This window comes from Trebonia kvetii, from assembly GCF_007827045.1.
Taxonomy (GTDB): domain Bacteria; phylum Actinomycetota; class Actinomycetes; order Streptosporangiales; family Streptosporangiaceae; genus Trebonia; species Trebonia kvetii.
In genome coordinates this window covers 133,878-155,866 of the sequence record NZ_RPFW01000007.1, presented here as the reverse complement: position 1 = coordinate 155,866, position 21,989 = coordinate 133,878, and the positions used below count along the sequence as shown (strand labels likewise).

Annotated in this window: 19 protein-coding genes, 1 tRNA gene and 2 pseudogenes; 12 read left to right on the top strand and 10 right to left on the bottom strand. The window is 70.2% G+C overall.

Annotated features, from left to right (window positions below):
• The first annotated feature begins 7 nt into the window (after nt 1-7).
• On the top strand, nt 8-730 hold the full coding sequence (locus EAS64_RS32660) for a PspA/IM30 family protein (RefSeq protein ID WP_145859328.1): 723 nt from the start codon (nt 8-10) through the stop codon (nt 728-730).
• Between the two features lie 36 nt (nt 731-766).
• On the opposite strand, the gene EAS64_RS32655 is transcribed toward EAS64_RS32660, so the two are convergent.
• Nucleotides 767-1,660, bottom strand: coding sequence for a dioxygenase family protein (locus tag EAS64_RS32655; protein ID WP_145859327.1), 894 nt, complete (start codon nt 1,658-1,660; stop codon nt 767-769).
• Between the two features lie 229 nt (nt 1,661-1,889).
• Between EAS64_RS32655 and EAS64_RS32650 the strand changes: the two genes are divergently transcribed.
• Nucleotides 1,890-2,669, top strand: coding sequence for a polysaccharide deacetylase family protein (locus tag EAS64_RS32650; protein WP_222849779.1), 780 nt, complete (start codon nt 1,890-1,892; stop codon nt 2,667-2,669).
• A gap of 84 nt (nt 2,670-2,753) precedes the next feature.
• Here EAS64_RS32650 and EAS64_RS32645 read toward each other — a convergent pair whose 3' ends face one another.
• Nucleotides 2,754-3,290 (bottom strand): flavodoxin domain-containing protein, encoded by a 537-nt coding sequence (locus EAS64_RS32645; protein WP_145859326.1) that lies wholly within the window; start codon nt 3,288-3,290, stop codon nt 2,754-2,756.
• Between the two features lie 225 nt (nt 3,291-3,515).
• Between EAS64_RS32645 and EAS64_RS44035 the strand changes: the two genes are divergently transcribed.
• The 4 genes from EAS64_RS44035 to EAS64_RS32625 all read left to right on the top strand — a co-directional run bounded on the left by EAS64_RS44035 (nt 3,516) and on the right by EAS64_RS32625 (nt 6,758).
• Nucleotides 3,516-3,911: a hypothetical protein gene (locus EAS64_RS44035; protein ID WP_187366341.1), complete on the top strand. Its 396-nt coding sequence runs from the start codon at nt 3,516-3,518 to the stop codon at nt 3,909-3,911.
• A 75-nt stretch (nt 3,912-3,986) separates the two neighbouring features.
• Nucleotides 3,987-4,430, top strand: a complete 444-nt coding sequence (locus tag EAS64_RS32635; RefSeq protein ID WP_145859323.1) for a pyridoxamine 5'-phosphate oxidase family protein — start codon at nt 3,987-3,989, stop codon at nt 4,428-4,430.
• A 15-nt stretch (nt 4,431-4,445) separates the two neighbouring features.
• Nucleotides 4,446-5,642 carry an acetyl-CoA hydrolase/transferase family protein gene (locus EAS64_RS32630; RefSeq protein ID WP_145859322.1) on the top strand — a complete coding sequence of 399 codons (1,197 nt, stop codon included), beginning with the start codon at nt 4,446-4,448 and terminating at the stop codon, nt 5,640-5,642.
• A gap of 240 nt (nt 5,643-5,882) precedes the next feature.
• Complete coding sequence (locus tag EAS64_RS32625; protein WP_187366340.1) at nt 5,883-6,758, top strand: universal stress protein; 876 nt, start codon at nt 5,883-5,885, stop codon at nt 6,756-6,758.
• Here EAS64_RS32625 and EAS64_RS32620 read toward each other — a convergent pair.
• Together EAS64_RS32620 and EAS64_RS32615 are read right to left on the bottom strand one after the other, a co-directional pair.
• Nucleotides 6,755-7,001, bottom strand: a pseudogene (locus EAS64_RS32620) (putative PEP-binding protein); the annotation flags it as partial. The gene EAS64_RS32625 and the pseudogene EAS64_RS32620 overlap by 4 nt on opposite strands.
• 699 nt (nt 7,002-7,700) lie before the next feature.
• Nucleotides 7,701-9,680 (bottom strand): acyl-CoA dehydrogenase family protein, encoded by a 1,980-nt coding sequence (locus tag EAS64_RS32615; protein WP_145859968.1) that lies wholly within the window; start codon nt 9,678-9,680, stop codon nt 7,701-7,703.
• Nucleotides 9,681-10,501: 821 nt separating this feature from the next.
• Here EAS64_RS32615 and EAS64_RS32610 point away from each other — a divergent pair.
• Nucleotides 10,502-10,711 carry a dodecin family protein gene (locus EAS64_RS32610; RefSeq protein WP_145859319.1) on the top strand — a complete coding sequence of 70 codons (210 nt, stop codon included), beginning with the start codon at nt 10,502-10,504 and terminating at the stop codon, nt 10,709-10,711.
• Between the two features lie 267 nt (nt 10,712-10,978).
• On the opposite strand, the gene EAS64_RS32605 is transcribed toward EAS64_RS32610, so the two are convergent.
• The 5 genes and pseudogenes from EAS64_RS32605 to nadA all read right to left on the bottom strand — a co-directional run bounded on the left by EAS64_RS32605 (nt 10,979) and on the right by nadA (nt 16,697).
• The gene (locus EAS64_RS32605; protein WP_145859318.1) at nt 10,979-11,416 is read right to left on the bottom strand and encodes a hypothetical protein; all 438 of its coding nucleotides are present in this window, start codon (nt 11,414-11,416) and stop codon (nt 10,979-10,981) included.
• A 902-nt stretch (nt 11,417-12,318) separates the two neighbouring features.
• Nucleotides 12,319-12,393, bottom strand: a tRNA-Val gene (locus EAS64_RS32600).
• A gap of 175 nt (nt 12,394-12,568) precedes the next feature.
• Nucleotides 12,569-13,213: pseudogene (nadC, locus tag EAS64_RS32595) on the bottom strand (carboxylating nicotinate-nucleotide diphosphorylase); the annotation flags it as partial.
• Nucleotides 13,214-13,755: 542 nt separating this feature from the next.
• Entirely contained in the window at nt 13,756-15,672 is a 1,917-nt protein-coding gene (locus EAS64_RS32590; RefSeq protein ID WP_145859315.1) for an L-aspartate oxidase, read from the bottom strand.
• 17 nt (nt 15,673-15,689) lie between these two features.
• On the bottom strand, nt 15,690-16,697 hold the full coding sequence (gene nadA, locus EAS64_RS32585; RefSeq protein ID WP_145859313.1) for a quinolinate synthase NadA: 1,008 nt from the start codon (nt 16,695-16,697) through the stop codon (nt 15,690-15,692).
• A 110-nt stretch (nt 16,698-16,807) separates the two neighbouring features.
• Here nadA and EAS64_RS32580 point away from each other — a divergent pair, with 110 nt between their 5' ends.
• A complete protein-coding gene (locus tag EAS64_RS32580) occupies nt 16,808-17,491 on the top strand; it encodes an NUDIX hydrolase (RefSeq protein ID WP_246115968.1) in 684 nt (227 codons plus the stop codon).
• A 96-nt stretch (nt 17,492-17,587) separates the two neighbouring features.
• Here EAS64_RS32580 and EAS64_RS32575 read toward each other — a convergent pair whose 3' ends face one another.
• Nucleotides 17,588-18,760 (bottom strand): hypothetical protein, encoded by a 1,173-nt coding sequence (locus EAS64_RS32575; protein WP_145859311.1) that lies wholly within the window; start codon nt 18,758-18,760, stop codon nt 17,588-17,590.
• Between the two features lie 118 nt (nt 18,761-18,878).
• On the opposite strand from EAS64_RS32575, the gene EAS64_RS32570 reads away from it, so the two are divergent.
• From EAS64_RS32570 to EAS64_RS32560, 4 genes are all read left to right on the top strand, one after another.
• Nucleotides 18,879-19,508, top strand: coding sequence for a TetR/AcrR family transcriptional regulator (locus tag EAS64_RS32570; protein ID WP_145859310.1), 630 nt, complete (start codon nt 18,879-18,881; stop codon nt 19,506-19,508).
• A gap of 85 nt (nt 19,509-19,593) precedes the next feature.
• A complete protein-coding gene (locus EAS64_RS32565) occupies nt 19,594-20,751 on the top strand; it encodes a cupin domain-containing protein (protein WP_145859307.1) in 1,158 nt (385 codons plus the stop codon).
• Nucleotides 20,748-20,987: an FAD-dependent oxidoreductase gene (locus EAS64_RS47715; protein ID WP_369333571.1), complete on the top strand. Its 240-nt coding sequence runs from the start codon at nt 20,748-20,750 to the stop codon at nt 20,985-20,987. Before EAS64_RS32565 ends, EAS64_RS47715 begins: the two co-directional genes overlap by 4 nt.
• A complete protein-coding gene (locus tag EAS64_RS32560; protein ID WP_246115967.1) occupies nt 20,891-21,988 on the top strand; it encodes an FAD-dependent monooxygenase in 1,098 nt (365 codons plus the stop codon). The genes EAS64_RS47715 and EAS64_RS32560 overlap by 97 nt, the downstream gene beginning before the upstream one ends.
• Nucleotide 21,989: the final 1 nt, after the last annotated feature.

Below are 21,989 nucleotides of genomic sequence, written 5' to 3'. Positions count from 1 at the left end.
TGCAATCATGAGCCTTTTCTCCAGAGCCCACGACATCCTCGCCGCCAAGGCAAACGAGGCGCTTGACTCTGTCGAGAACCCGAATGAGCAGCTCGACTACGCTTACCAGCAGATGCTCGAGTACATCACCCGCGTCCGCCAGGCGCTTGTCGAGATCGCCGCCGAGCGCAAGCGGCTGGAGCTTCAGGAACCGCAGCTGCGGCAATCGGTCGATCACCTGGGGAACCAGGCCGAGGCGGCGCGCGGACAGGGCAGGGATGACCTGGCTGCGGAGGCGCTGTCCCGCCAGGCCGCCGCCAGGCAGCAGGCCGACGAGATGGTGGCGCAGCACGAAGAGCTGACTAGGCAGGAACAGCAGCTCCAGCAGACTCTCGCCCAGCTGCAGCAGCGGGTCAGCCAGTTCCGCTCGCAGAAGGAAGTCATGAAGGCGGACTACGCCGTCGCCCAGGCCGACGACTACGGCGGCACGGGCGACGCGCTGGTGCGCGCGCAAGACAAGATCGCCACCATGCAGGCCAGAGCGGGCGCCACGGACGAACTGATGCAGTCAGGCGCGCTCGAGGACGCAAGCGGCAACTCGGCCCGCACCCAGGAAGAACTCGACGAGGCCGCACGGGCCGCCGACGTGGAAAGCCAGCTGGCCGCACTCAAGGCGAAGCTCGCCGCCCCGCCCGCGACCCCCGAACTGCCCGCGGGCGACCCAGATGAAGCCGGCCCCGCCAAGGAATGACCTGATACGGGCTCCGGCTCTACTTGACCGGCGGCTCTACTTGATCGGCGGGCGGGGAAGCCTGGCCACGCCGGGCTCGAGGGTGAACACGTAATCGAGCGAGTACCAGGGCGCCTGCACGCCGGGGTCGTCCGGGCGGGGTTCGTCGTGCCGCTGGAAGTCGCCGATCAGCGCGCGGGTGACGCCGAACTGGACATCAGTGTCGAGGTGCGGGTCATCGTCGACGTAGACCTGCGAGATCCTGGTCTTGAAGCCTTCCTTGAGTATCAGGACGTGCAGGTGCGCGGGGCGGAACGGGTGACGGTGCTGCGCCTCGAGCAGCCGGCCCACGACGGTGTCGGTGGGGATGGGGTACCCGGCCATCTTCACCGTCCGGAACCAGAAGCGGCCCTCCTCGTCGGTGATCAGCTTGCCGCGCAGGTTCATCTCCGCCTGCCCGGCGTCCTGCTGCTCGTACAGCCCGACCGGCGAGGAATGCCACACATCGACCTCGGCCCCCGCGACTGAGGCGCCGTTCGCGTCCCGCACCCGCGCGTTGACGAACAGGGCCGGGCCTGGCGTCGGGGAGCGGACGATGGACCCGCCGTTGGCGGTCGGCGGTGAGTGCATTCTCCAGAACGGCCCGAGCAGGTTCTGCTGCGTCTCGGTGGCGCCGTGGTCGCCGTTGTTCAGCAGGCAGACGAGGGTTGAGACGCCGAGGGACCCGGCCATCAGCACCGCCTCGTTGTGGGTGTCGGTCGTGGCCTGGCCCATCTCGTTGAGGATGGCGGCAGCCGACTGGAACTCCTCTTCGGTGAGCCGGACGTCGCGAACGAACGCGTGCAGGTGCGAGACAAGCGACGTCATGATCTCCCGCAGACGCGGGTCACTGGTCTGCCGCATGACCGCGAGCACGGCGGGAGTGACGTCGTCGTGACGTTCAATGATCATCAGGACACCTCGTTCTCAGCGCTCTTGGCGGCTATCGTCCCGGGCGCGGCCTGGGGGCGCCCCGCGGTGGCCGCGGCACAGGATAATCATGATCCGGCGGCCGGAGCCACGGTAATCCGCCCGGATATGAGAGTGATGTGCAGAGCGTGGCCGCCCGCCCGCCGCGAGCTCTTCCGTGAATGCCTGGACACCGGGTGCTTGATGGGCCGGGGGCGGGTACTGCTCTGCTGTGCCTATCGAACGACGCGAATTCCTGCTGCTCGCCGGCGCGGCCGTCACCGGGGCCGGGCTGGCAGCGTGCACGACCGCGCGGCCGGCCGCGGAGCAGCCGCACGCAACCGGCCCCAAATCGGCCGCTGCAGTGCCGTCGCCGACGGAGACCCATTCCAAAGACGCGGGCACGCACTTGGGCCCGCAGGTGGTGCACGGGTCACGGGACCAGTCCCAGGTGGCGCTCACCTTCCACGGTCAGGGACCCCTGTCGATGGCTGACGCGCTGCTCGCCGAGGCGGAGCGTGCTGGCGCGCGGGTCACGGTGCTCGCCGTCGGGACCTGGCTCGGGCAGTACCCGCGGGTCGCGGAGCGGATCCTGCGCGGGGGACATGACCTGGGCAATCACACCATGCATCACCTGGACATCACGGCCATGGACGCCTCCGCCGCCTACGCGGAGATCGCGGGGTGCGCGCAGCGATTGCACGACCTGACCGGATCGGCCGGCCGCTGGTTCCGGCCCTCGCAAACGCGGTACTCGACGCCGCTGATCGAGGCGGAGGCCCGCAAGGCGGGATACCAGACGTGCGTGTCCTACGACGTGGACTCTCTCGACTACACCGACCCGGGACCGGACGCGATCGTATCCACGGTGCTCGGATCGGCCCGGCCAGGCTCGATCGTAAGCCTGCACCTCGGGCATCCCGGCTCGGTGACCGCGCTGCCCGCGATCGTGCGCGGCCTGGCCAGCCGGGGACTGCGCGCTGTCACCCTGACGGACCTGCTTTCCCCATAAGGAGACGCGACCGTTCAAGAAGGCCAGGTCAGAGGTCCACCGTGGTTTCTATCGTGTCCGGGAAACGGGGGCAAGCTCACCAGGTCACCGTTGTGGCTGGGCTGCCAGGTCTGCCGCGATGCTGTCTGCCCATTGCATGATGGCGGCCCTGTCACGGAAGTCCCCGTTCAGGCCGCGAAACACCAGGAGTGAGACTCGCTGCGCGACGCTCAGAGCTTTCGAGTCGAGCTTGCCGGCGAAAATCCGGTGGCCGCGGACTTGAATGTCCTGCTGGATCCGGGTGACATCGACAGGGTCTTTCTCCATCAACCGGACGAGCTTGCTGGAAGGATCACCCACCGGCCCGCTGGAAAACAGCCAGACGGAGCGGGCGGCCAGCGGGTCGCGGAACCGGATTGCGAAGTCCCTTGCCGAGGCAAGCCAGCGACCCGCGTAGATGGCACTGCCGAGGATCACGGCATCGTAGTCCTCAATGGAATCAACGGCTGCGGGCGGGACGATGTCGACGGCCAAATGGTTGACGATGAGCGCATCGCCGATGAGGCGAGCGATCTCAGTCGTCGAGCCGTGCTCGGAAGCTGCGGCTATCAGCACCCGCGGCAGATACTTGGGGCTGTTCATCGAGTGCCTCCATCTGGGTTGGGCCCGCTCATATTCCAGTCTCTCGCTCGACCGGCGGCAGCCGTCACAGCTGAATGTCCCCAGCCGCCGGGACTTCCGTCACCGGAGGGTGTCCTGACGCCCGGAGCCTCAAGCGCTCCATGACAGAAGTCCGGGACATTCGTCCTTTCCCACAGTGATCTTCGTCTCTGCTGGCCGTTCGCTGACCCCAGCGAGCATGGATACATGAACGAGAGATCCCGGTACTCAGCAGCGGACCAGAGGAGCACTGCATCCCGGCGGCTGCATGACGACACCATTGAGGCCGGCGGCCCGGCCGTACTCGGGCCGGCCTGCTGCTGCCCCGCCAATCCGGTGGTGCGGGTGATTATGCCGGCGATCGAGGCCCGTCCCCACCGCACCGAACTGCTGCTATGCGGCCATCACTACCGAGTTTCGCGCCATGCGATTGCCGCCGCCAATGCCACGATCACCGAACTTCCGGGACTGACGGGAAGCACGCCAGAAGCGCTGCTGCCCGATCTTCCCGACCCTCGCGTCCGGTGGGCTGAGACCGTCAGCCTGGCGCTGCCGGTCATCACGCCTGCGCGCCACATGTCTGGCGACTCCGCGGCAAGATGAATGAAGGCAGAAGTCCCCAAGGTAGGGACCTTGTTCCCTCGTCCCGCAGCCCAGGTCACAGGCATCCTGGATGGTATGGACTTCAACGGCACGACGCTCGAGCAGCTGTCACGAGATGAGTGCCTGCGACTGGTAGGACAGGTGCCCGTGGGCAGGATCGTCTACACCCGGCAGGCGCTGCCCGCAGTGGAACTCGTGAACTTCACGCTGGTCGACGGCGACATCGTCATCAGGACGGACTCAGGCGGTAAGCTCGCCGCCGCGACCCAGGGCTCGGTCGTTGCCTTCGAGGCTGACAGCCTGGACATCTCCGCGCACGGCGGCTGGAGCGTGACCGTCGTCGGGTGCTCCCGAGCGGTGACTGACGGCGAGGAGATCCTCCGCCTGCAGCAAACCGGCCTCGACCCGTGGGCACCGGGGGAGCGTGACCACTTCATCCGGATCTCCCCGACATTCGTGAACGGGCGGCGGGTCGCCGCCCGGCGGCTGATAAGGGACGGCGATGCGGGTCCTGTCTGAGCGGCAGCTGCGAGCGTGCTCGGCGCGCTGCCAGGCACGCCGAGGATCGTCGTCGGTGGCAATTTCGCTACGCCCTGGCGGGCCCTGGCCGTCTTTGACGGCTCGGTCGCCGTGTACCGGCTGTTTGCGCTGAACGCACAGCCGGGCATGCCGGACCGAGAGGGCGTGACGCTTGAGTCATCGTTCGTCGGCCCTGGGATGCGGGGACGGAGCAGGCTGCGCTATTTCCCGTGCCGGCTGTCGCTGGTGCCGACGCTGCTTGCCAGTGCCCTGCCGCCCGACGTCGTGCTCGTGCAGACATCGATGCCTGCTGACGGTCGTGTGTCGCTCGGGACTGAGGTCAACGTCCTTCCCGCGGCGATCGAGGCCGTCCGGGCTCATGGCGGGCTGGTGATCGCGCAGCTCAACCCGCGGGTCCCGTACACCTACGGCGACGCGGAGCTGCCTTGCGAGGTCATCGACTACGCGATCGAGACGGAAGCGCCGCTGCCTTCCCCGCAAGAATGGCGCGTGACGGATTCGTCTGCTGTCATCGGCGACCGGGTGGCCGCGCTGATCGGCGACGGCGCGACTCTCCAGGCCGGCATCGGCGCCGTTCCCGACGCCGTCCTGGCCGGGCTGCACGGCAGGCGCGGCCTTGCCGTCTGGTCGGAGATGTTCAGCGACGGCGTGCTCGGCCTGGCCAAGGCCAGCGCGCTAGACCCGGCGCAGCCAGTCACCGCGTCGTTCGCCTTCGGCAGCGCCGACCTCTACGCCTGGATAGACCGCAACCCGGACGTCCGGATGCTGCGGACCGAGACGGTGAACGACCCGGCGCAGATCGCCCGTCACCCGCGGCTGGCCTCCGTCAACAGCGCCCTCCAGGTCGACCTGTTCGCCCAGGCCAACGCGACCTGGGTCAACGGGAGGATCCACTCGGGCTTCGGGGGCCAGACCGACTTCGTGGTCGGAGCACTGCACTCCCCAGGCGGGCAGGCGATCATCGCGCTGCCGTCATGGCACCCCAAGGCGGACGTGTCCACCGTGGTCTCCCGGCTCGACGGGCCGGTGACGTCCTTTCAGCACAGTTACATCGTCAGTGAGCAGGGAGCCGCCGACATCTGGGGTCACGACGAGCCCGGCCAGGGGGAACAGATCATCGAGCATGTCGCGCACCCGTCGGTGCGCGAGCAGCTCCGGGAGTCCGCGCACGCGCTCGGCCTGCGTCTGTAGCGGCCGGTACGCATTCGGTCCGGAGGATGGGACGACTGCGGCCACCCCGCTCCGGGCACCTCAGCCACCGAGCAGACACGGCGCAAATCCTGAGGCGCCAGGCTCTCGCGGAACGGGACCTTAGTCCCTATCGAGGTCGCCGAATGCCCCTGAGGGGCAGGCGGAATGGAGAACATGCTGGAGGCAGGCGGTGCCCCCGCAGGTTATCCGGCGTGGCCGGACTCGGCATGGAGGTTCATCATGACAGTAAAGCCGGTCGTTGCCGGTACCGATGGCTCGGCGGAGTCGCTGCGTGCGGTCGACTGGGCCGCCAGGGAGGCCGTGCTCCGCGGCCTGCCGCTGCGGATCGTGTCCGCTATGGCATTGCCGCCACGGATGAACGACAGCGAGCCCGTGCCCGGCGTCGACAGCGTGTCCGACATGCTGCGGAAGGCACGGGACCGTGCCCTGGCCGCTGCAGCCGAACGGGTGTCGGCAGTCGCCCCTGACCTGCTGGTCGACGTCGATGAGCTGGACGGAGCGCCGTCTTACGCCCTCACCGAGGCCGGCTCAGGTGCGGCGATGTTGGTCGTGGGCGCCCGTGGCATCGGCGAGTTCACCGCGATGATCCTCGGCTCGGTAAGCCAGTACGCATCCGCGCACGCGACCTGCCCGGTGGTGGTCGTCCGTGAGGAGACGACAGCAGTTCACCGCCAGGTCGTCGTGGGCATCGGTGACCCGTCCCGCAGCGGCGCCGCGCTTGCCTTCGCGTTCGAGGAGGCCGCACTGCGCAAGGCCAGCCTGGTCGCTGTGCACGCGTGGGACTCGCCCTACACCCAGATCGGGCAGGCCACGTGGGCTCTCGCCACGCCGGGCAGGCCGGCCCTGGAGGAGGAGACTGCCAGGCAACTGGACAGCCTGCTGGCCGACTGGCACGCCAAGTACCCGGATGTCCAGGTCAGCCACGACCTTGTGCACGCCCACCCGGGCCGGGCCCTGGTCGGCCTGTCGGCCCGCGCCGACCTTGTGGTCCTCGGAAGGCACACAACGCACGGTGCCCGGTCCGGTGCGGGCGCGGTCAGGCACGCTGTCCTGAACCACGCGCACGGCCCCGTTGTGACGGTCCCGTCGGTCTAACCGCCGTGACCGGCACCCGGGCGGGAGCGCCGAGCGTGTGTATCGCTGCCGCCACTGGCGACTGCCGCGCGCCCCGCCTCGAGGCGGGGCGCGCGGCAGTCGCGGAACGGCGAGCAAGACACGTTTGTCCAGGCCTGCCTGGTGGAAGAAGTGAACGGAATCCGGGTCGCCGCCGTGCTCGCCGCAGACTCCGATCACGAGTCCCGGCCGGGCTGCCCGGCCCTTCCTTACCGCGAGCCTGAGGGCGAGGTGGCCGGTGACCTCCTCCTCGAGCCCATCCGGCGTGCTTCCGTGCGCAGGTAATGCCCCCTTGCCGCCAAGAAGGTCCTTGAGGTCCTTGTTGCCCTCAGTGAAGTCATACACGAACTTCGGCCCGGTAAGCTCCCGGAATAGTGCGGCTCTGCGGCGGAGACACTGTTAAGGTAATGCGTCCGCCGCCCCGAGCAAAAGCACACAAAACACGCGCGGCGGCTACAGCGAAGATACCCAAATCCGGGCTTGAGCTACGGCGGATACTTCGCCTCTTTGGGACGCTGCAGGCGCCCGCAGGCTGGAACTGGTCGCGGCCGTCCCCGACCCGGACGGCGGAGAATACTCCCCCGGCAACGCCAGGATCGGGCGGGACACCTCCGCCGTGAACCTTGCACCTTAACGAACTCAGGGCCCCGTGCCGCGCGGCCCACGAGCATCGCCGGCTGTCCCGTGGCCAGGACTTGGCCTACCAGATGCTCGCCGCGATCGCCCTGCTGGACGGACGCCCCCACGATGCATGTCCGCTTGCCGTCCACGCCGAGGGAAACCTTCCGCACACCGGGGACATCCGGGGCCTGGGCTGGGCAGTGCGGTGCAGCGCCGACGCGCGCCGCGACCTCGGCGGCAGCGCCAGCGCCAGCGCACAACTTGGCATTCAGCATGCCCGGGACTCGCCGGGGCGGGATCGGGTTAACGGATGTGCCGGTGCACGCTCTCCAGCTTCGAGGGGCCGGGCTCGGCGTCCGCTACCCACGGGCCGGGCAGTGACGGGTCGATGATGCCCGCCTCTAGCCACGCGTAGCTGCCCGACAGCACGCGGCGGGCGAGCCGTACGTCGTCCGCGTCGGTGTTGTGCCAGAGCTGGCGGAACAGTTCCTCGACACGAGATCGCGCCTGAACGCAGAACGCCGCGGCCAGTTCGGCCGCCGTCCCGGCCTCCTGGTCCGGTGCTCCGTCGGTCAGGCCGGCCGCAGGGTCGTCATGGGCCCGGACACACACCGCGCTCATGGCGAACAGCTCGGCGCCGATGTCCACGATTCTGCCGAGGAAGCCCTGCTTGCGCTCCAGCTTTCCCTGCCAGCGGGCCATCCCGTAGAACGTTGCCCGGGCGAGCCTCCGGCTCGAGCGCTCCACGTACCGCAGGTGCTCCGCCAGCGGGCCGAACTCCGCGTACCCGCTGGGTCGCAGCCCCTCACCGACGACCAGGGTAGGCAGCCAGCGGCCGTAGAAGGCGCCGGCCCGGCCCGCCGCCCTGGCTCGTTTGCCCGCGGGAATGCCCGGCTCGATCAGCTCGCCCGCCGCCGCCAGGTGCGCATCCACCGCCTCGCGGGCGATGAACAGGTGCATGATCTCGGTCGAGCCCTCGAAGATCCGGTTGATCCGCATGTCACGGAGCATCTGCTCGGCGGGCACCCCGCGTTCGCCGCGGGCGGCCAGCGAGGCTGCGGTCTCGTAGCCGCGCCCGCCGCGCACCTGAACAAGCTCGTCGGCGAGTTGCCAGGCCATCTCCGAGCAGTACAGCTTGGCCAGCGCCGCCTCGATGCGGATGTCGTTGTGCTTATCGTCAGCGAGCCGGCTGGACAGGTCGACGATCGTGTCGAGAGCGTAGGCCGTCGCCGCGATGAACGCGACCTTCTTCCCGATCGCCTCGTGCTCGCCAATGGGCCTGCCCCACTGAATCCGCTCCTGGGACCACTCCCGCGCGATCTTGCACGCCAGCTTCCCGGTCGCGGCGCAGGATGCCGGCAGCGACAGCCGGCCGGTGTTCAGGGTGACAAGGGCGATTTTCAGCCCCTGCCCCTCCTTGCCGATCCGGTTGGCGGACGGGACTCGCACATCGTGGAACCGGGTCACCCCGTTCTCCAGCCCGCGCAGCCCGAGGAACGCGTTGCGGTGCTCGACCGTGATCCCCTCGGCGTCGGCCTCCACCACGAACGCGGTGATGCCCCCGCGGTGCCCGTCAGACTTCGGCACCTGGGCCATGACGACGAGGAGATCAGCAACTACGCCGTTGGTGGTCCACAGCTTGACGCCGTTCAGTGTGTACTCGGCGCCGTCCTCGGACGGGACCGCCGTGGTGCCAAGTCGCGCTGGATCCGATCCCACGTCGGACTCGGTCAGCAGGAACGCGCTGATCTCGCCGCGGGCGCAGCGCGGTAGGAAGCGCTGCTTCTGCTCCCCCGTGCCGAACAGCGCCAGCGGCTGGGGGACGCCGATCGACTGGTGGGCCGACAGCAGGGCGCCCACCGCCGGGGAGACCGAGCTCACGATCATCAGCGCGCGGTTGTAGGAGAGCTGGGAGAGGCCGAGGCCGCCGTACTCGGGCGCGATCTTCATGCCGAACGCGCCCAGGGCCGCGAGTCCCTTCAGGACCTCGTCCGGGATCTTGGCGTCATTTTCGATGATCGCGCCGTTCACAACCCGGGCGCAGAACTCAGTAAGTCGCTCGCAGAACGCCTTGCCGCGTTCCTCCAGCTCCGGGTCCGGCGCTGGGTAGGGATGGATCAGCCCAAGCTGGAAGTCGCCGAGGAAGAGCTGCTTGCCGAAGCTCGGCCGCAGCCATGCGTCCTCGCGTGCCTCCTCCGCGACCCGCCTCGCTTCGGCCTCGCCTACCTGCGCGCTTCCAGTGCCGGCTCCGGCCTGCGCCGATGGCTGGCCGGGCCCGGTCATCCGCGCTTGCTCCGGCACACTTCCCCGCGCGGGGTCCGCCGCGGGAGTTCCGGTACTCTTTCCCGTGCCCGACTGCCGGGTGGGGATGTCAGATCGCTCACCCATGACGCCTCGCCCCCTTCTGCGAACCGATGCCGCGTCACTGATCAGCCGCCTTGAGTTGCACCCAGTATTACCCGCAGGTAACCCGAGGACAAGGAGGGCTGCCGCTGCCCGGCGGGCGATGCCAGTCAAGCCGCATCGTGCCCTCCCGCGGGCTGAGCTGGGCCGCAGGCCGCGGCCCAGCCTGTCCGGGGTGCGCCATGCAGGAAGCGACAGCCCCGGAAGCCACAGGGCAGGCGAGCTACAGCTGGAACAGCCATGGCGGAGTCCTCGCCCGAAGCGGCCAACCCAACGGCGGCGCACCCACCAGCTCCTGCGAGCTGCAATGACATCCATTACCGAGAGTCACCGCAGACCGTCCGCCGTCCTCACAGTAATGGCGCCGATTACGGTCGAGCGAGACTCGCAGGATTAAGCAATACAGACGAGCACAGATCATCCATTCTGCGCCCGATACCACCGACACCAGCATGCCGCTTGAACCACACAGAACGGCGGTTCACGATCGCTGTCGGCGGTCACGTTCGGCAATACCTCGGCTGAGCTCGAGGGTTTGCGGCAGCCTGGCCACCGATGGTGGCCAGGCCGCCTTCCGGGATCCGCTTTGCGGGTTATCTCGCCGCGCCAGCGATGTAGATGGCGACGATGTAGGTCGCGTGCCGGTCCAGGCTGGTCCGGGCCCGGTCGTAGCGGGCCTCACGTGCTCAAAGGAGAGCGTCATGAGCGTGTACAGGGTGACCGAGATCATCGGGACAAGCAGCACTTCGTGGGAAGACGCGGCAGCGGAGGCGATCAGGACGGCCGCCGGGACGCTCCGCGACCTGCGGGTAGCCGAGGTCGTCAAGCAGGACATCCACCTGGACGAGAGCGGGGCGATCACCTATCGCACGAAGCTCCAGCTCTCATTCAAGTACGAACCTGGCAACTGATCCTGAGCTGCATCCAGCGCTGGCGGGCTGAGTGCGCCAGCTTTCGGGCCCGATCCTGCTGCCATGCCTGAATAGTCCCTTCACGCATCGTAGCCACTAACACGCGCCCGATCTCCGGTCGGGCGCGTTCCCCGGTTTGTCTTCCTCCGCTGTGCCTTCTGCGGTGCTGCCCGCAGAATCGGCGCCTGCCAGGCTGGGCTCTTGTCCGCTCGCCGCGCTCCTCGTGCGCTTCATCGTCAAGTCTCCTTGTGCGTGCGGGGCGGCTGTTCAGGGCGTGAGCGCGGCACCGGTTGCCGCGAGAGCGTTCCAGGTGCCGGGCAGGTTGTCGGGCATGATGGCCAGCTGGATCTGGCGGCCGCCAGCTGGTCCGGTGATGACGATCCAGTCGCGGCCGACGGGGCCGAACTGCATCTGGGTCCGCGTGATGGACGTTTGGCATCCGCTGAATGCGTACTCGCGCAGGGCCTGGGGTGCGGAGATGATGAAGGCATCAGTGCCGACGGTCAGCCGCGCCTGCCCCCATTCTGTTTGCCAGTAGCCGTCCCTGAGGATGAAGGTATGCCGGAGTCCGAGGGTGGTCTCGAAGTGCACCTGCGTGTTTATCTCGCTGCGCAGCGGGGCGTTCCTGGCGCGTTCGCGGCTCTGCCGGATCAGGAGGGCCGCCGCCACGCACACGATCACGGCCAGGACCAGGAAGAAGTGCATGTTCAGCCTCCGGGACTTGCGCCTTTAAGAGGCTTCGGACGGAGGTGATCGTATCGTGAGCTGGGGGTATGGTCCGCTTCCACGTCATCTGCGCGACCGGTCGGGCGGGTGCTGCGATGCGTGGGTTGCGTGCCCGCCCCGGCCGCTGAGCGGTTGCGCTGGCGGGTTCCGTCGTTGCCGACGGGGACGCGCGCCACCGTGTTCCTGGAGCGGAGCGACCTGTAGGGCGGGGGATGGGGGCACGAAGGGGGTGCCGGGAAACCTGGGGGAGACCGGGTCCTGGGGTTCTCCCCCATGGCGTCCCGTCGTCGCTGACGGACTCGGCGACCGGGCCGACGAAGACACCGACGTAGTCACGGAAATCGACCCATGAGACGCGCTGCCCATCGGGTGAGGGAACGACCGCGGGAGCGATGACACCGCACCCAGGCTCCCCGCACGAGCAGCGGTACACCGCGACGCGCCGCCCCTGGTCGACGGGAAGCAACGGCGATCGAGGGCCGAGTATCTCCACCGGATCGAAGCCGCGCCAGTCGGGCGCGACCGCCGCGAAGGGATCTTGCCCGTCGACCTGCACACGGACGACCGGGCAGTCCGGGCGGTCGTCGATCACCTGGAACTGTAGGGACAAGACAGAGAGTCCGCCTCTGGCCGAGAGTTGCGCGTCGTTCATGCTGACGACGTTCATCGGTACGCCGGGACCATCAACGGGCGGGCCGGAACGCCCGCAACGCACCACAGTCTAACCAGAACGTTTCGGCTGCCATCGCCCCAAGGGAGAAGACGAAAGAGACCCCCAGGAATTAGGCTCCTAGGGGTCGAACGTGGCGCTGGCCCTACAACCTGTAGGGCCACGAACCTCGTCTTCTAGGGCCAGCGAATCTAGAAGACCAGGTCAGAGATGGTGGGCGATACTGGGATTGAACCAGTGGCCTCTTCCGTGTCAGGGAAGCGCTCTCCCGCTGAGCTAATCGCCCGGGACGTCGCAACGAGCGGCCGGTTCTCCAGCCCGGCTCATTGCCACGCGCAGAGACTACCAGAAGTTCGGCACTGACATGGATTCGATCGCCCGGCCAGCCCCCGCCGAGATCAACTACCCGGTTCCCTTGCTAGTTCCGGGGTCCTGACCCCGGAACTAGCAAGGGAATTCTGCTAACGATCTTCAGAGCCGGAGTAGTCGAGCCCCAGGTCGAGCACCCGCGCGGAATGCGTAAGCGCCCCCACGGCCAGGTAGTCCACCCCGGTCTCGGCTACCGCCCGCGCGTTGGACAGCCAAAGCCCGCCACTGGCCTCGAGCCGCACCCCGTCATACCCGCGCGCCACGGCCACCGCCTCGCGCAGCACCGGCACCGGCATGTTGTCGAGCAGGATGAACCGCGCCCCCGCCGCGAGCGCCTCGCGCACCTGGTCGACGGAATCGCACTCGACCTCGATGACCAGGCCGGGCCGGGCCGCCGCGTGCACCGCGCGCACCGCCGCCCCGATGCCGCCAGCCGCCGCGACGTGGTTGTCCTTGACGAGCGCGGCGTCGCCGAGTCCCATCCGGTGATTGTGGCCGCCGCCACAACGCACCGCGTACTTCTCCAGCCCCCGCAGCCCCGGCAGTGTCTTGCGGGTGTCCCTGATCACGGCCCCCGTTCCCGCCACGGAGTCCGCCCAGGTCCTGGTGGCCGTGGCGATGCCGGACAGGTGCGTCAGGAAGTTGAGGATCGTCCGCTCCGCCCCGAGCACCGCGACGGCATCGCCGGAAACGCGCAGCACGGCCGTCCCTGGCGCCACCCGGCTCCCGTCCGCGACCAGCGCCGTCCCCGCCACGAGCGGGCCAGCTGCCCAAGCCCCGTCCGACTCCGGCTCACCCGCTCCGTTCCGGCTCGGCTCACCTGCCCCGTTCCGGCTCGGCTCACCTGCCCCGTTGCCGTCGCCGCCGGTGGTCGTCGGTCCGGCTGCCCCGTTCACAGCCGGACCGCCCGGGTACTCCGCCCGCTCGCCGAGGTAGTCCGCGATCAATTCGAGCACCGCGAGCGCCACCGGCCCGCCGGACAGCACGCCAGCCTCGCGCGCCACCACCTCCGCGGTCACCGTCCGCCCCGCCACGGTCGCCACCGACGTCATGTCCGCCCCGTACCGGAAGTCCTCATCCAGCGCCGCCCGGACCACCCGCACCACATCCGCCGCGTCAAGCCCCACCGCCTCAAGGGCCCGTGCGGTCTCCCAGGTCAGCCCCGCAACCGACGCCGCCGCCGACGTCACCGGCGCGGCGAGCGACGTCTCAGACTCCGCCGGCGTCACCGGCGCGGCCGCCGACAGCGGCCCGCCCAGCGTTCCCGCAGTCCCAGTAGTCACATCTCCTCCTCGGTCACCAGAAGCTCCCGCCCGTCCCAGCGCAGCAGCGTGTGCCACGGCGCGGCGGCCCGCTCGGCCGCATCCCGCCGCCGGTGGCACCCGCGGCTCTCCGCCCGCCGCAGCGCCCCAGCCGCGATCAGCAGCGACACTGCCCGCAGGCTCGCCGCCTCGACCGACGCAAGATCAAGATCCAAATCATCCGGATCCAGAACGGTTGCGGCCGACTCCAAGTCGCCCCCCGCGATCTCCTTGAGCAGGGTGCCGAGCCCGTCGGCGTCGCGCAGCACCCCGGCCCACCGCGACATGGCCGCCGCGAGTTCCCGCCGCCCCTCCGCAGCGTCCGGCACCGCCCTGACAGCGGCGAAAGAAGCGGCCGCGCCGGCCGCCATCGAGACCGATGGTTGTGCCAACGAGCCGCCCGTAGCCGGATGATTGTCACAACCATCCGGCGCCACGGCGGCCGCGATCGCTTCTCCCGTCCGGCGCCCGGCGATGATGGCCTCGGTGACCGAGTTGGAGGCGAGCCGGTTCGCGCCCTGCACCCCGGTGGAGGCGGCCTCGCCGACCGCGTACAGCCCGGGCAGCGTGGTCCGCCCGTCCAGGTCGGCCAGGATGCCGCCGCACGAGTAGTGCGCGCCGGGTGCGACGGGGATCATCGCGGTCACCGGGTCGATGCCGTGCTTGCGGCACGCGGCGGTAACGGTGGGGAAGCCGTTCTCCAGGGTGTCGGCACCGAGCGCGGTCGCGTCGAGCCACACGTGCCCGGCGTCGCCCCCGGCGACGACCTCGGCCATCCGGGCGGCGACGACATCGCGCGGCGCGAGGTCGCCGCGCGGGTCGTGCCCCGCCATGAGCGGCGTGCCGTCCAGGTCGCGGAGCACCGCGCCGGCCCCGCGCAGCGCCTCGGTGATCAGCGGGCACTGCCCGCTCGCGTCCGGCAGCCACAGCACGGTCGGGTGGAACTGCACGAACTCCAGGTCCCTGATCACCGCCCCGGCCCATGCCGCGATCGCGATCCCGTCGCCGGTCGCCCCAGCCGGATTAGAGGTGGTGCCGAATGCCTGCCCGAGCCCGCCGGCCGCGATCACCACGGCCCGTGCCGCGATCACGCCAGGCGTCAGCCGCCCGTCGGCTCCGATCGCGCCGGCGAGCAGCCCCGCCACGCCAGGTTCGCCGTCGGCATTGTCCGCGGGCCGCGCGACCGTGCCGCCCGCGAGAACCCCGTCCGCCAATGGCTCGTTAAGCAGCGCGCCGCCCGCGGTCGGCCCGCCGGCCTCGTCACCCCCCGGAAGGGCGGGGACCAGTTCGCCGGCGAGCGCGCTGGCCGGGCCGGCGTTGGCAGCCGCCGTCGCGTCCGCAACGCGCGCTCCCGCGGGGGTCCCCGCCGCATCCATCCCCCGTGGCCCGGAAGGGTTCCCGGTCAAGCCGCCTGGCAGCAGCCGCAGCGCCACCGTCCGGTCCAGGATCTCGACCTCGCTGCCGAGCAGCGCGGCGAGCAGTGCCCGGTGTACCTCGGCCCCCGTCGCGTCGTCGCCGGAGTGCACGATCCGGTTCGCGCTGTGCCCGCCCTCGAGCCGCAGCTCTTTGGTCTCCAACTGTGCGCCGAGCCCGGTCAGCCAGCCGATCGCGCCGGGCGCGCCAGCGGCGAGCGCCGCGACCACGTCCGGCTCGCAGAGCCCGGCCCCCGCCGTCAGCGTGTCCAATACGTGCGCCGCGGGCGTGTCACCAGCCCCAAGCGCCGCCGCGAGCCCGCCCTGCGCCAGCGGCGTTGCCCCGCCCGCCAGGTCCTTGGTGACCAGCAGCACCCGCAGCCCGCGCGCCGCCGCGGTCAGCGCGACGGAGATCCCGGCAGCACCGGACCCGACGACGACGACATCCGTCTCCCGCCGCCACACGGCCCCGAAGCCAGCCATCCCAGCGGCCTTGCCGCTCACCGCGCGCCCGCCGTCACCGGCGCCGGCCCGACGGCGATCATCGCCTCGACCGCCTGGCGCGCTCGCGCCGCGACCGCGTCGTCGACGTGCACCTCGCTCTGCCCGGTGCGCAGGCACCGCTCGAGCGACTCGGCGGTGATCATCTTCATGTAGTGGCAGGTCGCGTGCGGGTTCACCGGCTCGAACGAGACCGCGGGATTGGCCTTGCGCAACTGGTGCAGCATCCCGGTCTCGGTCGCCACGAGGACGGCAGGCGCCTTCGTGGTCCGCGCCGCCTCGAGCATCCCGCCGGTGGACAGCACGCGGGTGCGCTCCGCCGGCAGGTCCCCGGTTCCTGTCTGCCACAGGGCGGAGGTCCCGCACCCGCACTCCGGGTGCACGTAAAGCTCGGCCTCGGGCCGCGCCGCGGCCATCTCGCGCAGTGCCTGCGGTGAGATGCCCGCGTGCACGTGGCACTCGCCGGCCCAGATCTTCAGGTTCGCACGCCCCGTGACCCGCTTGACGTGCGCGCCGAGGAACTGGTCGGGCAGGAACAGCACCTCACGGTCCTCCGGGATCCCCGCGACGACCTCGGCCGCGTTCGCGGAGGTGCAGCAGACGTCGGACTCGGCCTTGACCTCGGCGCTCGTGTTCACGTACGCGACGACCGCCGCGCCGGGGTGCTCCGCCTTCCAGGCCCGGAGCTGGTCGGCGGTGATGCTGTCGGCGAGCGAGCAGCCCGCGCCGGCGTCCGGGATCAGCACCGTGCGCTCGGGGGAAAGGATCTTCGCGGTCTCCGCCATGAAGTACACGCCGCACAGCACGATCTCCCGCGCCGAGCTCGCCGCGGCGAGCCTGGCCAGCGCGAGCGAGTCGCCGACGTGGTCGGCGACCTCCTGGATCTCGGCCCGCTGGTAGTTGTGCGCGAGGATCACCGCGCCGCGGTCCGCTGCCAGCCGGCGCACCCGGTCCGCCCACTGCGCGTCGGCCTGGTGAACCAGGGCCGTCCCATTGATGTCTGCCATGTTTCCGACCATAGGTTTAAAACCACCGGTTTTCAACTCTTGGGCGAAAACTTGTGACGCACGACACAATGCTTGCCACGCAAGGCTGAGCCGCGCCCTACCATGGGCGTGTGCCTGCTGACAGCTTCCGCCATGAGTCGCTCGGAGTCGTGTTCCAGGTGCAAGGCAAGAAGCTGATGGTGCTGCTGTGGCAGCGGGCCGAGGAGCCGTTCGCCGGCGCTTGGGTGCTGCCGGGCGGGCTGCTAGCCGACGGTGAGCGGCTCGGCGCCGCCGCGAGCAGGCATCTCGCAGCCAAGGTCAACATCCCGGAGATCGCTCACCTGGAGCAGCTGGAAACGCGCAGCGACCCGGGCCGAGACCCGCGCGGACGCGTACTCGCGACTGCCTACCTCGCCCTCGTCCCCCCGGAGGCGCGGCCGCTCCTGCCGGCCGACACCACCTGGCACCCGGTGGACAGGCTGCCGCCGACCGCCTTCGATCACGGCTCGATCATCGGCTCGGCGCGCAACCGGCTGCGCGCCAAGCTCTCCTACACCAACATCGGCTTCGCCCTCGCGCCGGAGTCGTTCACCATCTCTCAGCTCCGCGACACCTACGCCGCCGCGCTCGGCCACCCCGTCTCGGCCACCAACCTGCAGCGCATCCTCACCAGGCGCGGTGTCATCGAGCCGACAAGCGACGTATCCCGCCCGGCCTCCACCGGCGGCCGCCCGGCCAGCGTCTACCGCTTCGCGGCCCGCGAACTGGTCGTCACCAACCCCTTCGCCGCCTTCCGCCCCCGCGCCGTCGGCTGACGCGCCAAACAAGCCCCACCCACCTCACCAACCACAGGCCGGCGGCTCAGACCCCGGTATGGCCACAATCGCGTTTGGGGGCCACGCGGCGCCGGGTTACCGCGTGCCCACGAGGTGCCAGCCGGCTCCGCCGCCCTCGTCCGCCGCCCAGTCCTCCGGCGGCCCGTCCGCGGCCAGCACGTCGGTCAGCCACCAGGTCGCGTCCGGATCCCAGCCCGCGAGCAGCGTCCGTGCCTCACCGGCGGCAGGTGCCACACCACAGGAGGGTGCCTCACTGCCCGAAGGTGCCTCACGGCCGGAGGATGCCTCACCGCCAGTAGGGCCCACCGAAGGTGCCGAAGGAGCCCCCGCGGAAGAGGCCGGCACCGGGACCGCCACCCCCGCCGTGGTCAGGTACCCAAGCACGGACACGTGCACCGCGTCATACTCCGTGGCGACGGCCTGATAGTTAGGAATCAGCCAGCGCCCGGCCCAGCCCGTCGCCCCCCACCAGTCATGGCGCCGGGACCTGGTCACCTCGAGCGGGAACCTGGCGACAAGCGACGCCCACCCCGCAGGCCCGTCGACCTCGTAGATCCGCGCGCCGGCTCGCGGCCGCAGCGGCCAGCACCGGGCCAGCTTCCAGCCGAGACCGTCCTCGACCAGCGCCAGCCGCACCGCGCCGAGGCCGGGCAGGGCACGCGTGGTCACGGGCAGCCCCGACAGGGCCGGGTCAGACCACCATTCGCCGCTCCACGCGCCGAGTGGTTCTTCCGGTTCGCCGCGCAGCGCGGACTCCCTGCTGGCGGTGTCCGTCACCCAGGCGGCGACGCGGCCCGCCGCGCCAGAGAGCATCGGCTCGTCGAACGGGCGGTTGTCGAGGTACTGCGCGTACCGCTGCCGCGCCAGGTCCACTGGGGTATCCCACCAGCGGGACGCCGGAGACGCCGCGAGCGCGGCCGCGACCGGGCGCAGCGCCTCGGCGGCGGCATCGGACGCGAGCGCCCGGTCTTCCGGGCCGGGCTGTCCCCAGTACCCGGCCGCGTCGACGGTCCAGCCAAGCGCCTCGAGCACCGTGCCCGAGCTGGCCGCGAGCGAGGCAAGATCCGTGCGCGCGACGATGGAAGCGAGCGCGTCAACGCGACCGGACAGGTCTCCTCCATTGAGCCCTTCCCACGCCCGCGGCCAGGCCGGCAGGTCCCGAAGATCGTCGGCCAGCCCGACCTGCAGGACCGCCCAGCAGAGCAGCCGGCCGCGCGGTCCGGCAAGCAGCTCGTCGGCGGTAACCATGGCTCAACGGTAGAACCACGAACCCGTTCGGCGACATCGATTTAGCAGGCGACGGCCAGCCGTGGAAGGCGTCCGACGAGGGCAGGGAGTTGTGTTTGCCGACGCCTAAGATGGGGACATGGCCGGCTTGCGGAAAGCCCAGAAGGAGATGACGCGGCGGCTGCTGATGTCCACGGCGCTCGAGCTGTTCAACACCAAGGGCTACGCCGCCACGACGATCGACGAGATCGCCGCCACCGCGGGCACCACCCGGGTCACGTTCTACGCGTACTTCCCGTCCCGCGCGGATCTGATGAAGGCGCTGGTCGGCCAGCTCAACGAGCTGCTCGGCCGGACAAGCTCGCCGACGCACGGGTCGACCGCGGCCTCGCTCGTCAATGTCGTCGCTGGCGGTGACCCGGGCAAGATCGCCGAGTGGCTCCGCGAGACCGCCAAGAGCTGGGACGAGATCCGCCCGTACACGAAGGCGGCGTTCGAGGCGGCGATGGTGGACCGGGAGATCCGTGTCCTCGTCGAGGGCTGGTTCGATGAGGCGATCGGCGACGTCGCCGAGGGCCTGGAACGGGCCGGCCGGTTCGCGCCGCAGACCAGGCGGCTGCGCGCCGTCCTGGCGATGACCGAGCTCGACTACCTGGCGCGGAACTGGACGCCCGGCCGCTGGGACACCGACCTCGAGCCGATGCTCGAGGTGCTCGCCACCAGCTGGTCAGGCCTGCTCGCCGAGGGCAAGCCGGGCACGGCGGGGTAATGCTGGGGGCCGGAGTCAGCCCAGCCCGTTCTGGATAGCAGAATTTTTTGTTAGGCAAGGCGGGACACGGGTCAGGCTTAGAGGCATGACCACCTCGGTTGACGTCCAGTCCCCTGTCCATCTCACGGCGGTGGCGGCGGACAACCTGCCGGCCGTGACACCCGACCTCGAGGACCTGTACCGGGAATTCGAGCGGGAACTGCTCATCCCGCTGTGGACGGAGATCGGCGACCTGATGCCGCTGTCGCCCCGGTCGAAGGCGGTGCCGCACCGGTGGCGGTGGGGCAGCCTGCGCGCGCTCGCCGCGCGGGCCGGCGACCTGGTCCCAGTGGGCCGCGGCGGCGAGCGGCGCGCGATCGCGCTGGCCAACCCGGGCCTGGCCGGGCGTCCGTTCGCGACTCCGACGCTGTGGGCGGCGATCCAGTACCTGCTGCCGGGGGAGAACGCGCCGGAGCACCGGCACACTCAGCACGCCTTCCGCTTCGTCCTTGAGGGCGAGGGCGTGTGGACGGTGGTCGACGGCGACCCGGTGGCGATGCGCCGCGGCGACTTTCTGCCGCAGGCCGGCTGGAACTGGCACGCGCACCACAACGCGACCACCGAGCCGATGGCGTGGATCGACGGCCTGGACATCCCGCTGCAGTACCTGACGGAGTCCCAGTTCTTCGAGTACGGCCGCGACGAGATCAGCGACGCGGAGAAGACCACGCCGGAGCGGTCCCGTTCCGAGCGGCTTTGGGGACACCCGGGCCTGCGCCCGCTCGCCGCGTCCGCGCGCCCCGCGACCCCGGGCAGCCCGCTGCTTGCCTACCGCTGGGAGGCCACCGACCGGGCACTCACCGACCAGCTCGCGCTGGAGAAGGAGGGTTACGGCGGGACCGTTGAGCCAGGCCACGCCGCGGTCCGCTACACCGATCCGGCGACCGGCGCCGACGTGCTGCCGACGATCCGGGTGGAGTTCCACCGCATCGCACGGACCGCCGAGACGGAACCGGTCAAGGAGACCGGATCGAGCGTGTACACCGTCTTCGACGGCTCAGGCACCGTCACCGTGGGGGAGAAGACCTGGTCGGTGGGCCGCGGCGACCTGTTCGTCGTCCCGTCCTGGCAGCCGTTCTCCGCCAGGTCGCAGGCCGGCGACAGCGACTCAGACTCCGGCGCGCTCGACCTGTTCCGGTTCAGCGACTCCCCGGTCTTCGAGGCGCTCAAGCTCAGCCGGGTCGTCAGGGAGGCCGCACCGTGACGGCCGGCCGCCAAACGCCCGATGTGATCGTGGTCGGCGGCGGCATCGGCGGCCTGTCCGCGGCGTTCGCGCTGATCAGGAAGGGCCGCACCGTCGCGTCCTTGAACGCTCGGCGGAGTTCGGCGAGGTCGGCGCGGGCATGCAGATCGCGCCGAACTGCACCCGGATACTCGACGCCTACGGCCTGCTTGACGAGGCCAAGCGGCTCGGCGTGCTGCCGGCCGCCATGGTCATGAAGGACGCCGTTGACGGCACCGTGCTGACCAGCCTCGACCTGAAGGACGCCGAACGCAGGTACGGCACACCGTACATGGTCATCCACCGCTCCGACCTGCACGGCCTGTTCCTCGAGGCCTGCCGGAAGGCCGGCGTAGACCTGCGCACCAGCCAGGACGTGACGTCCTACGCGAACACGGAAAACGGCGCCCGGGTGACGCTTGCCGGCGGCGCCGTCCACGAGGCGTCGCTGGTGATCGCCGCGGACGGCCTGCACTCGGGCGCCCGCGCCCAGCTCGTCGGCGACGAGCCGGTCAGCTCCGCGTATGTCGCCTACCGCGGCACGGTCCCGATCGGACGCGTCCGCGAGAACGACATCTCGGAGACCGACGTGGTGGTCTACGTCGGCCCCGGCTGCCACTTCGTCCAGTACCCGCTGCGCGGCGGCGAGATGTTCAACCAGGTCGCCGTCTTCGAGTCGCGCAAAGCCCTGGCAGGCGAGGAGGACTGGGGGACACCCGACGAGCTCGACGCCGCGTTCGCCGGTATGACGGGCAACATCCGCAACGGCCTGCCGCTCATGGGGCGCGACCGCTGGTGGCGCATGTTCGACAGGGACCCGATCATGACCTGGGTCTACGGCCGCATCGGGCTGCTCGGCGACGCCGCGCACCCGCCGCTGCAGTACATCGCCCAGGGCGCCATCATGGCGATCGAAGACGGCTACGTCCTGGCCGAGCACCTGGCGCGCCACGGCACTGGCGTCGACAAAGCCCTCGCCGCCTACCAGGCCGTCCGCCCCGAGCACTGCCGCCGCGTGGTCCTCACCTCCCGCGCCTGGGGCAAGCTCTGGCACCTGGACTGCGAAAAGCGCGAGCGCCGCAACGACATCCTCCGCGCCCGCGAAGCCACCGACTACACCTTCGTCGACTGGCTCTACAGCATCACGGCGCTCACCCCGGAGCAGGAGCCGGTCATGTTCCAGGCCATCCCGCTCGACACCCCGGCACCGGTGCGCTAAC

What these genes read in the sequence shown, in the direction of transcription:
- EAS64_RS32625 (WP_187366340.1), top strand. Translation starts at nt 5,883, where the DNA reads ATGACAGTAAAGCCGGTCGTTGCCGGTACCGATGGCTCGGCGGAGTCG.
- nadA (WP_145859313.1), bottom strand. Translation starts at nt 16,697, where the DNA reads ATGGCAGACATCAATGGGACGGCCCTGGTTCACCAGGCCGACGCGCAG.
- EAS64_RS32590 (WP_145859315.1), bottom strand. Translation starts at nt 15,672, where the DNA reads ATGGCTGGCTTCGGGGCCGTGTGGCGGCGGGAGACGGATGTCGTCGTC.
- EAS64_RS32570 (WP_145859310.1), top strand. Translation starts at nt 18,879, where the DNA reads ATGGCCGGCTTGCGGAAAGCCCAGAAGGAGATGACGCGGCGGCTGCTG.
- EAS64_RS32575 (WP_145859311.1), bottom strand. Translation starts at nt 18,760, where the DNA reads ATGGTTACCGCCGACGAGCTGCTTGCCGGACCGCGCGGCCGGCTGCTC.
- EAS64_RS32605 (WP_145859318.1), bottom strand. Translation starts at nt 11,416, where the DNA reads ATGCACTTCTTCCTGGTCCTGGCCGTGATCGTGTGCGTGGCGGCGGCC.
- EAS64_RS32660 (WP_145859328.1), top strand. Translation starts at nt 8, where the DNA reads ATGAGCCTTTTCTCCAGAGCCCACGACATCCTCGCCGCCAAGGCAAAC.
- EAS64_RS32610 (WP_145859319.1), top strand. Translation starts at nt 10,502, where the DNA reads ATGAGCGTGTACAGGGTGACCGAGATCATCGGGACAAGCAGCACTTCG.
- EAS64_RS44035 (WP_187366341.1), top strand. Translation starts at nt 3,516, where the DNA reads ATGAACGAGAGATCCCGGTACTCAGCAGCGGACCAGAGGAGCACTGCA.
- EAS64_RS32615 (WP_145859968.1), bottom strand. Translation starts at nt 9,680, where the DNA reads ATGACCGGGCCCGGCCAGCCATCGGCGCAGGCCGGAGCCGGCACTGGA.
- EAS64_RS32560 (WP_246115967.1), top strand. Translation starts at nt 20,891, where the DNA reads ATGCAGATCGCGCCGAACTGCACCCGGATACTCGACGCCTACGGCCTG.
- EAS64_RS32565 (WP_145859307.1), top strand. Translation starts at nt 19,594, where the DNA reads ATGACCACCTCGGTTGACGTCCAGTCCCCTGTCCATCTCACGGCGGTG.
- EAS64_RS32645 (WP_145859326.1), bottom strand. Translation starts at nt 3,290, where the DNA reads ATGAACAGCCCCAAGTATCTGCCGCGGGTGCTGATAGCCGCAGCTTCC.
- EAS64_RS32655 (WP_145859327.1), bottom strand. Translation starts at nt 1,660, where the DNA reads ATGATCATTGAACGTCACGACGACGTCACTCCCGCCGTGCTCGCGGTC.
- EAS64_RS32635 (WP_145859323.1), top strand. Translation starts at nt 3,987, where the DNA reads ATGGACTTCAACGGCACGACGCTCGAGCAGCTGTCACGAGATGAGTGC.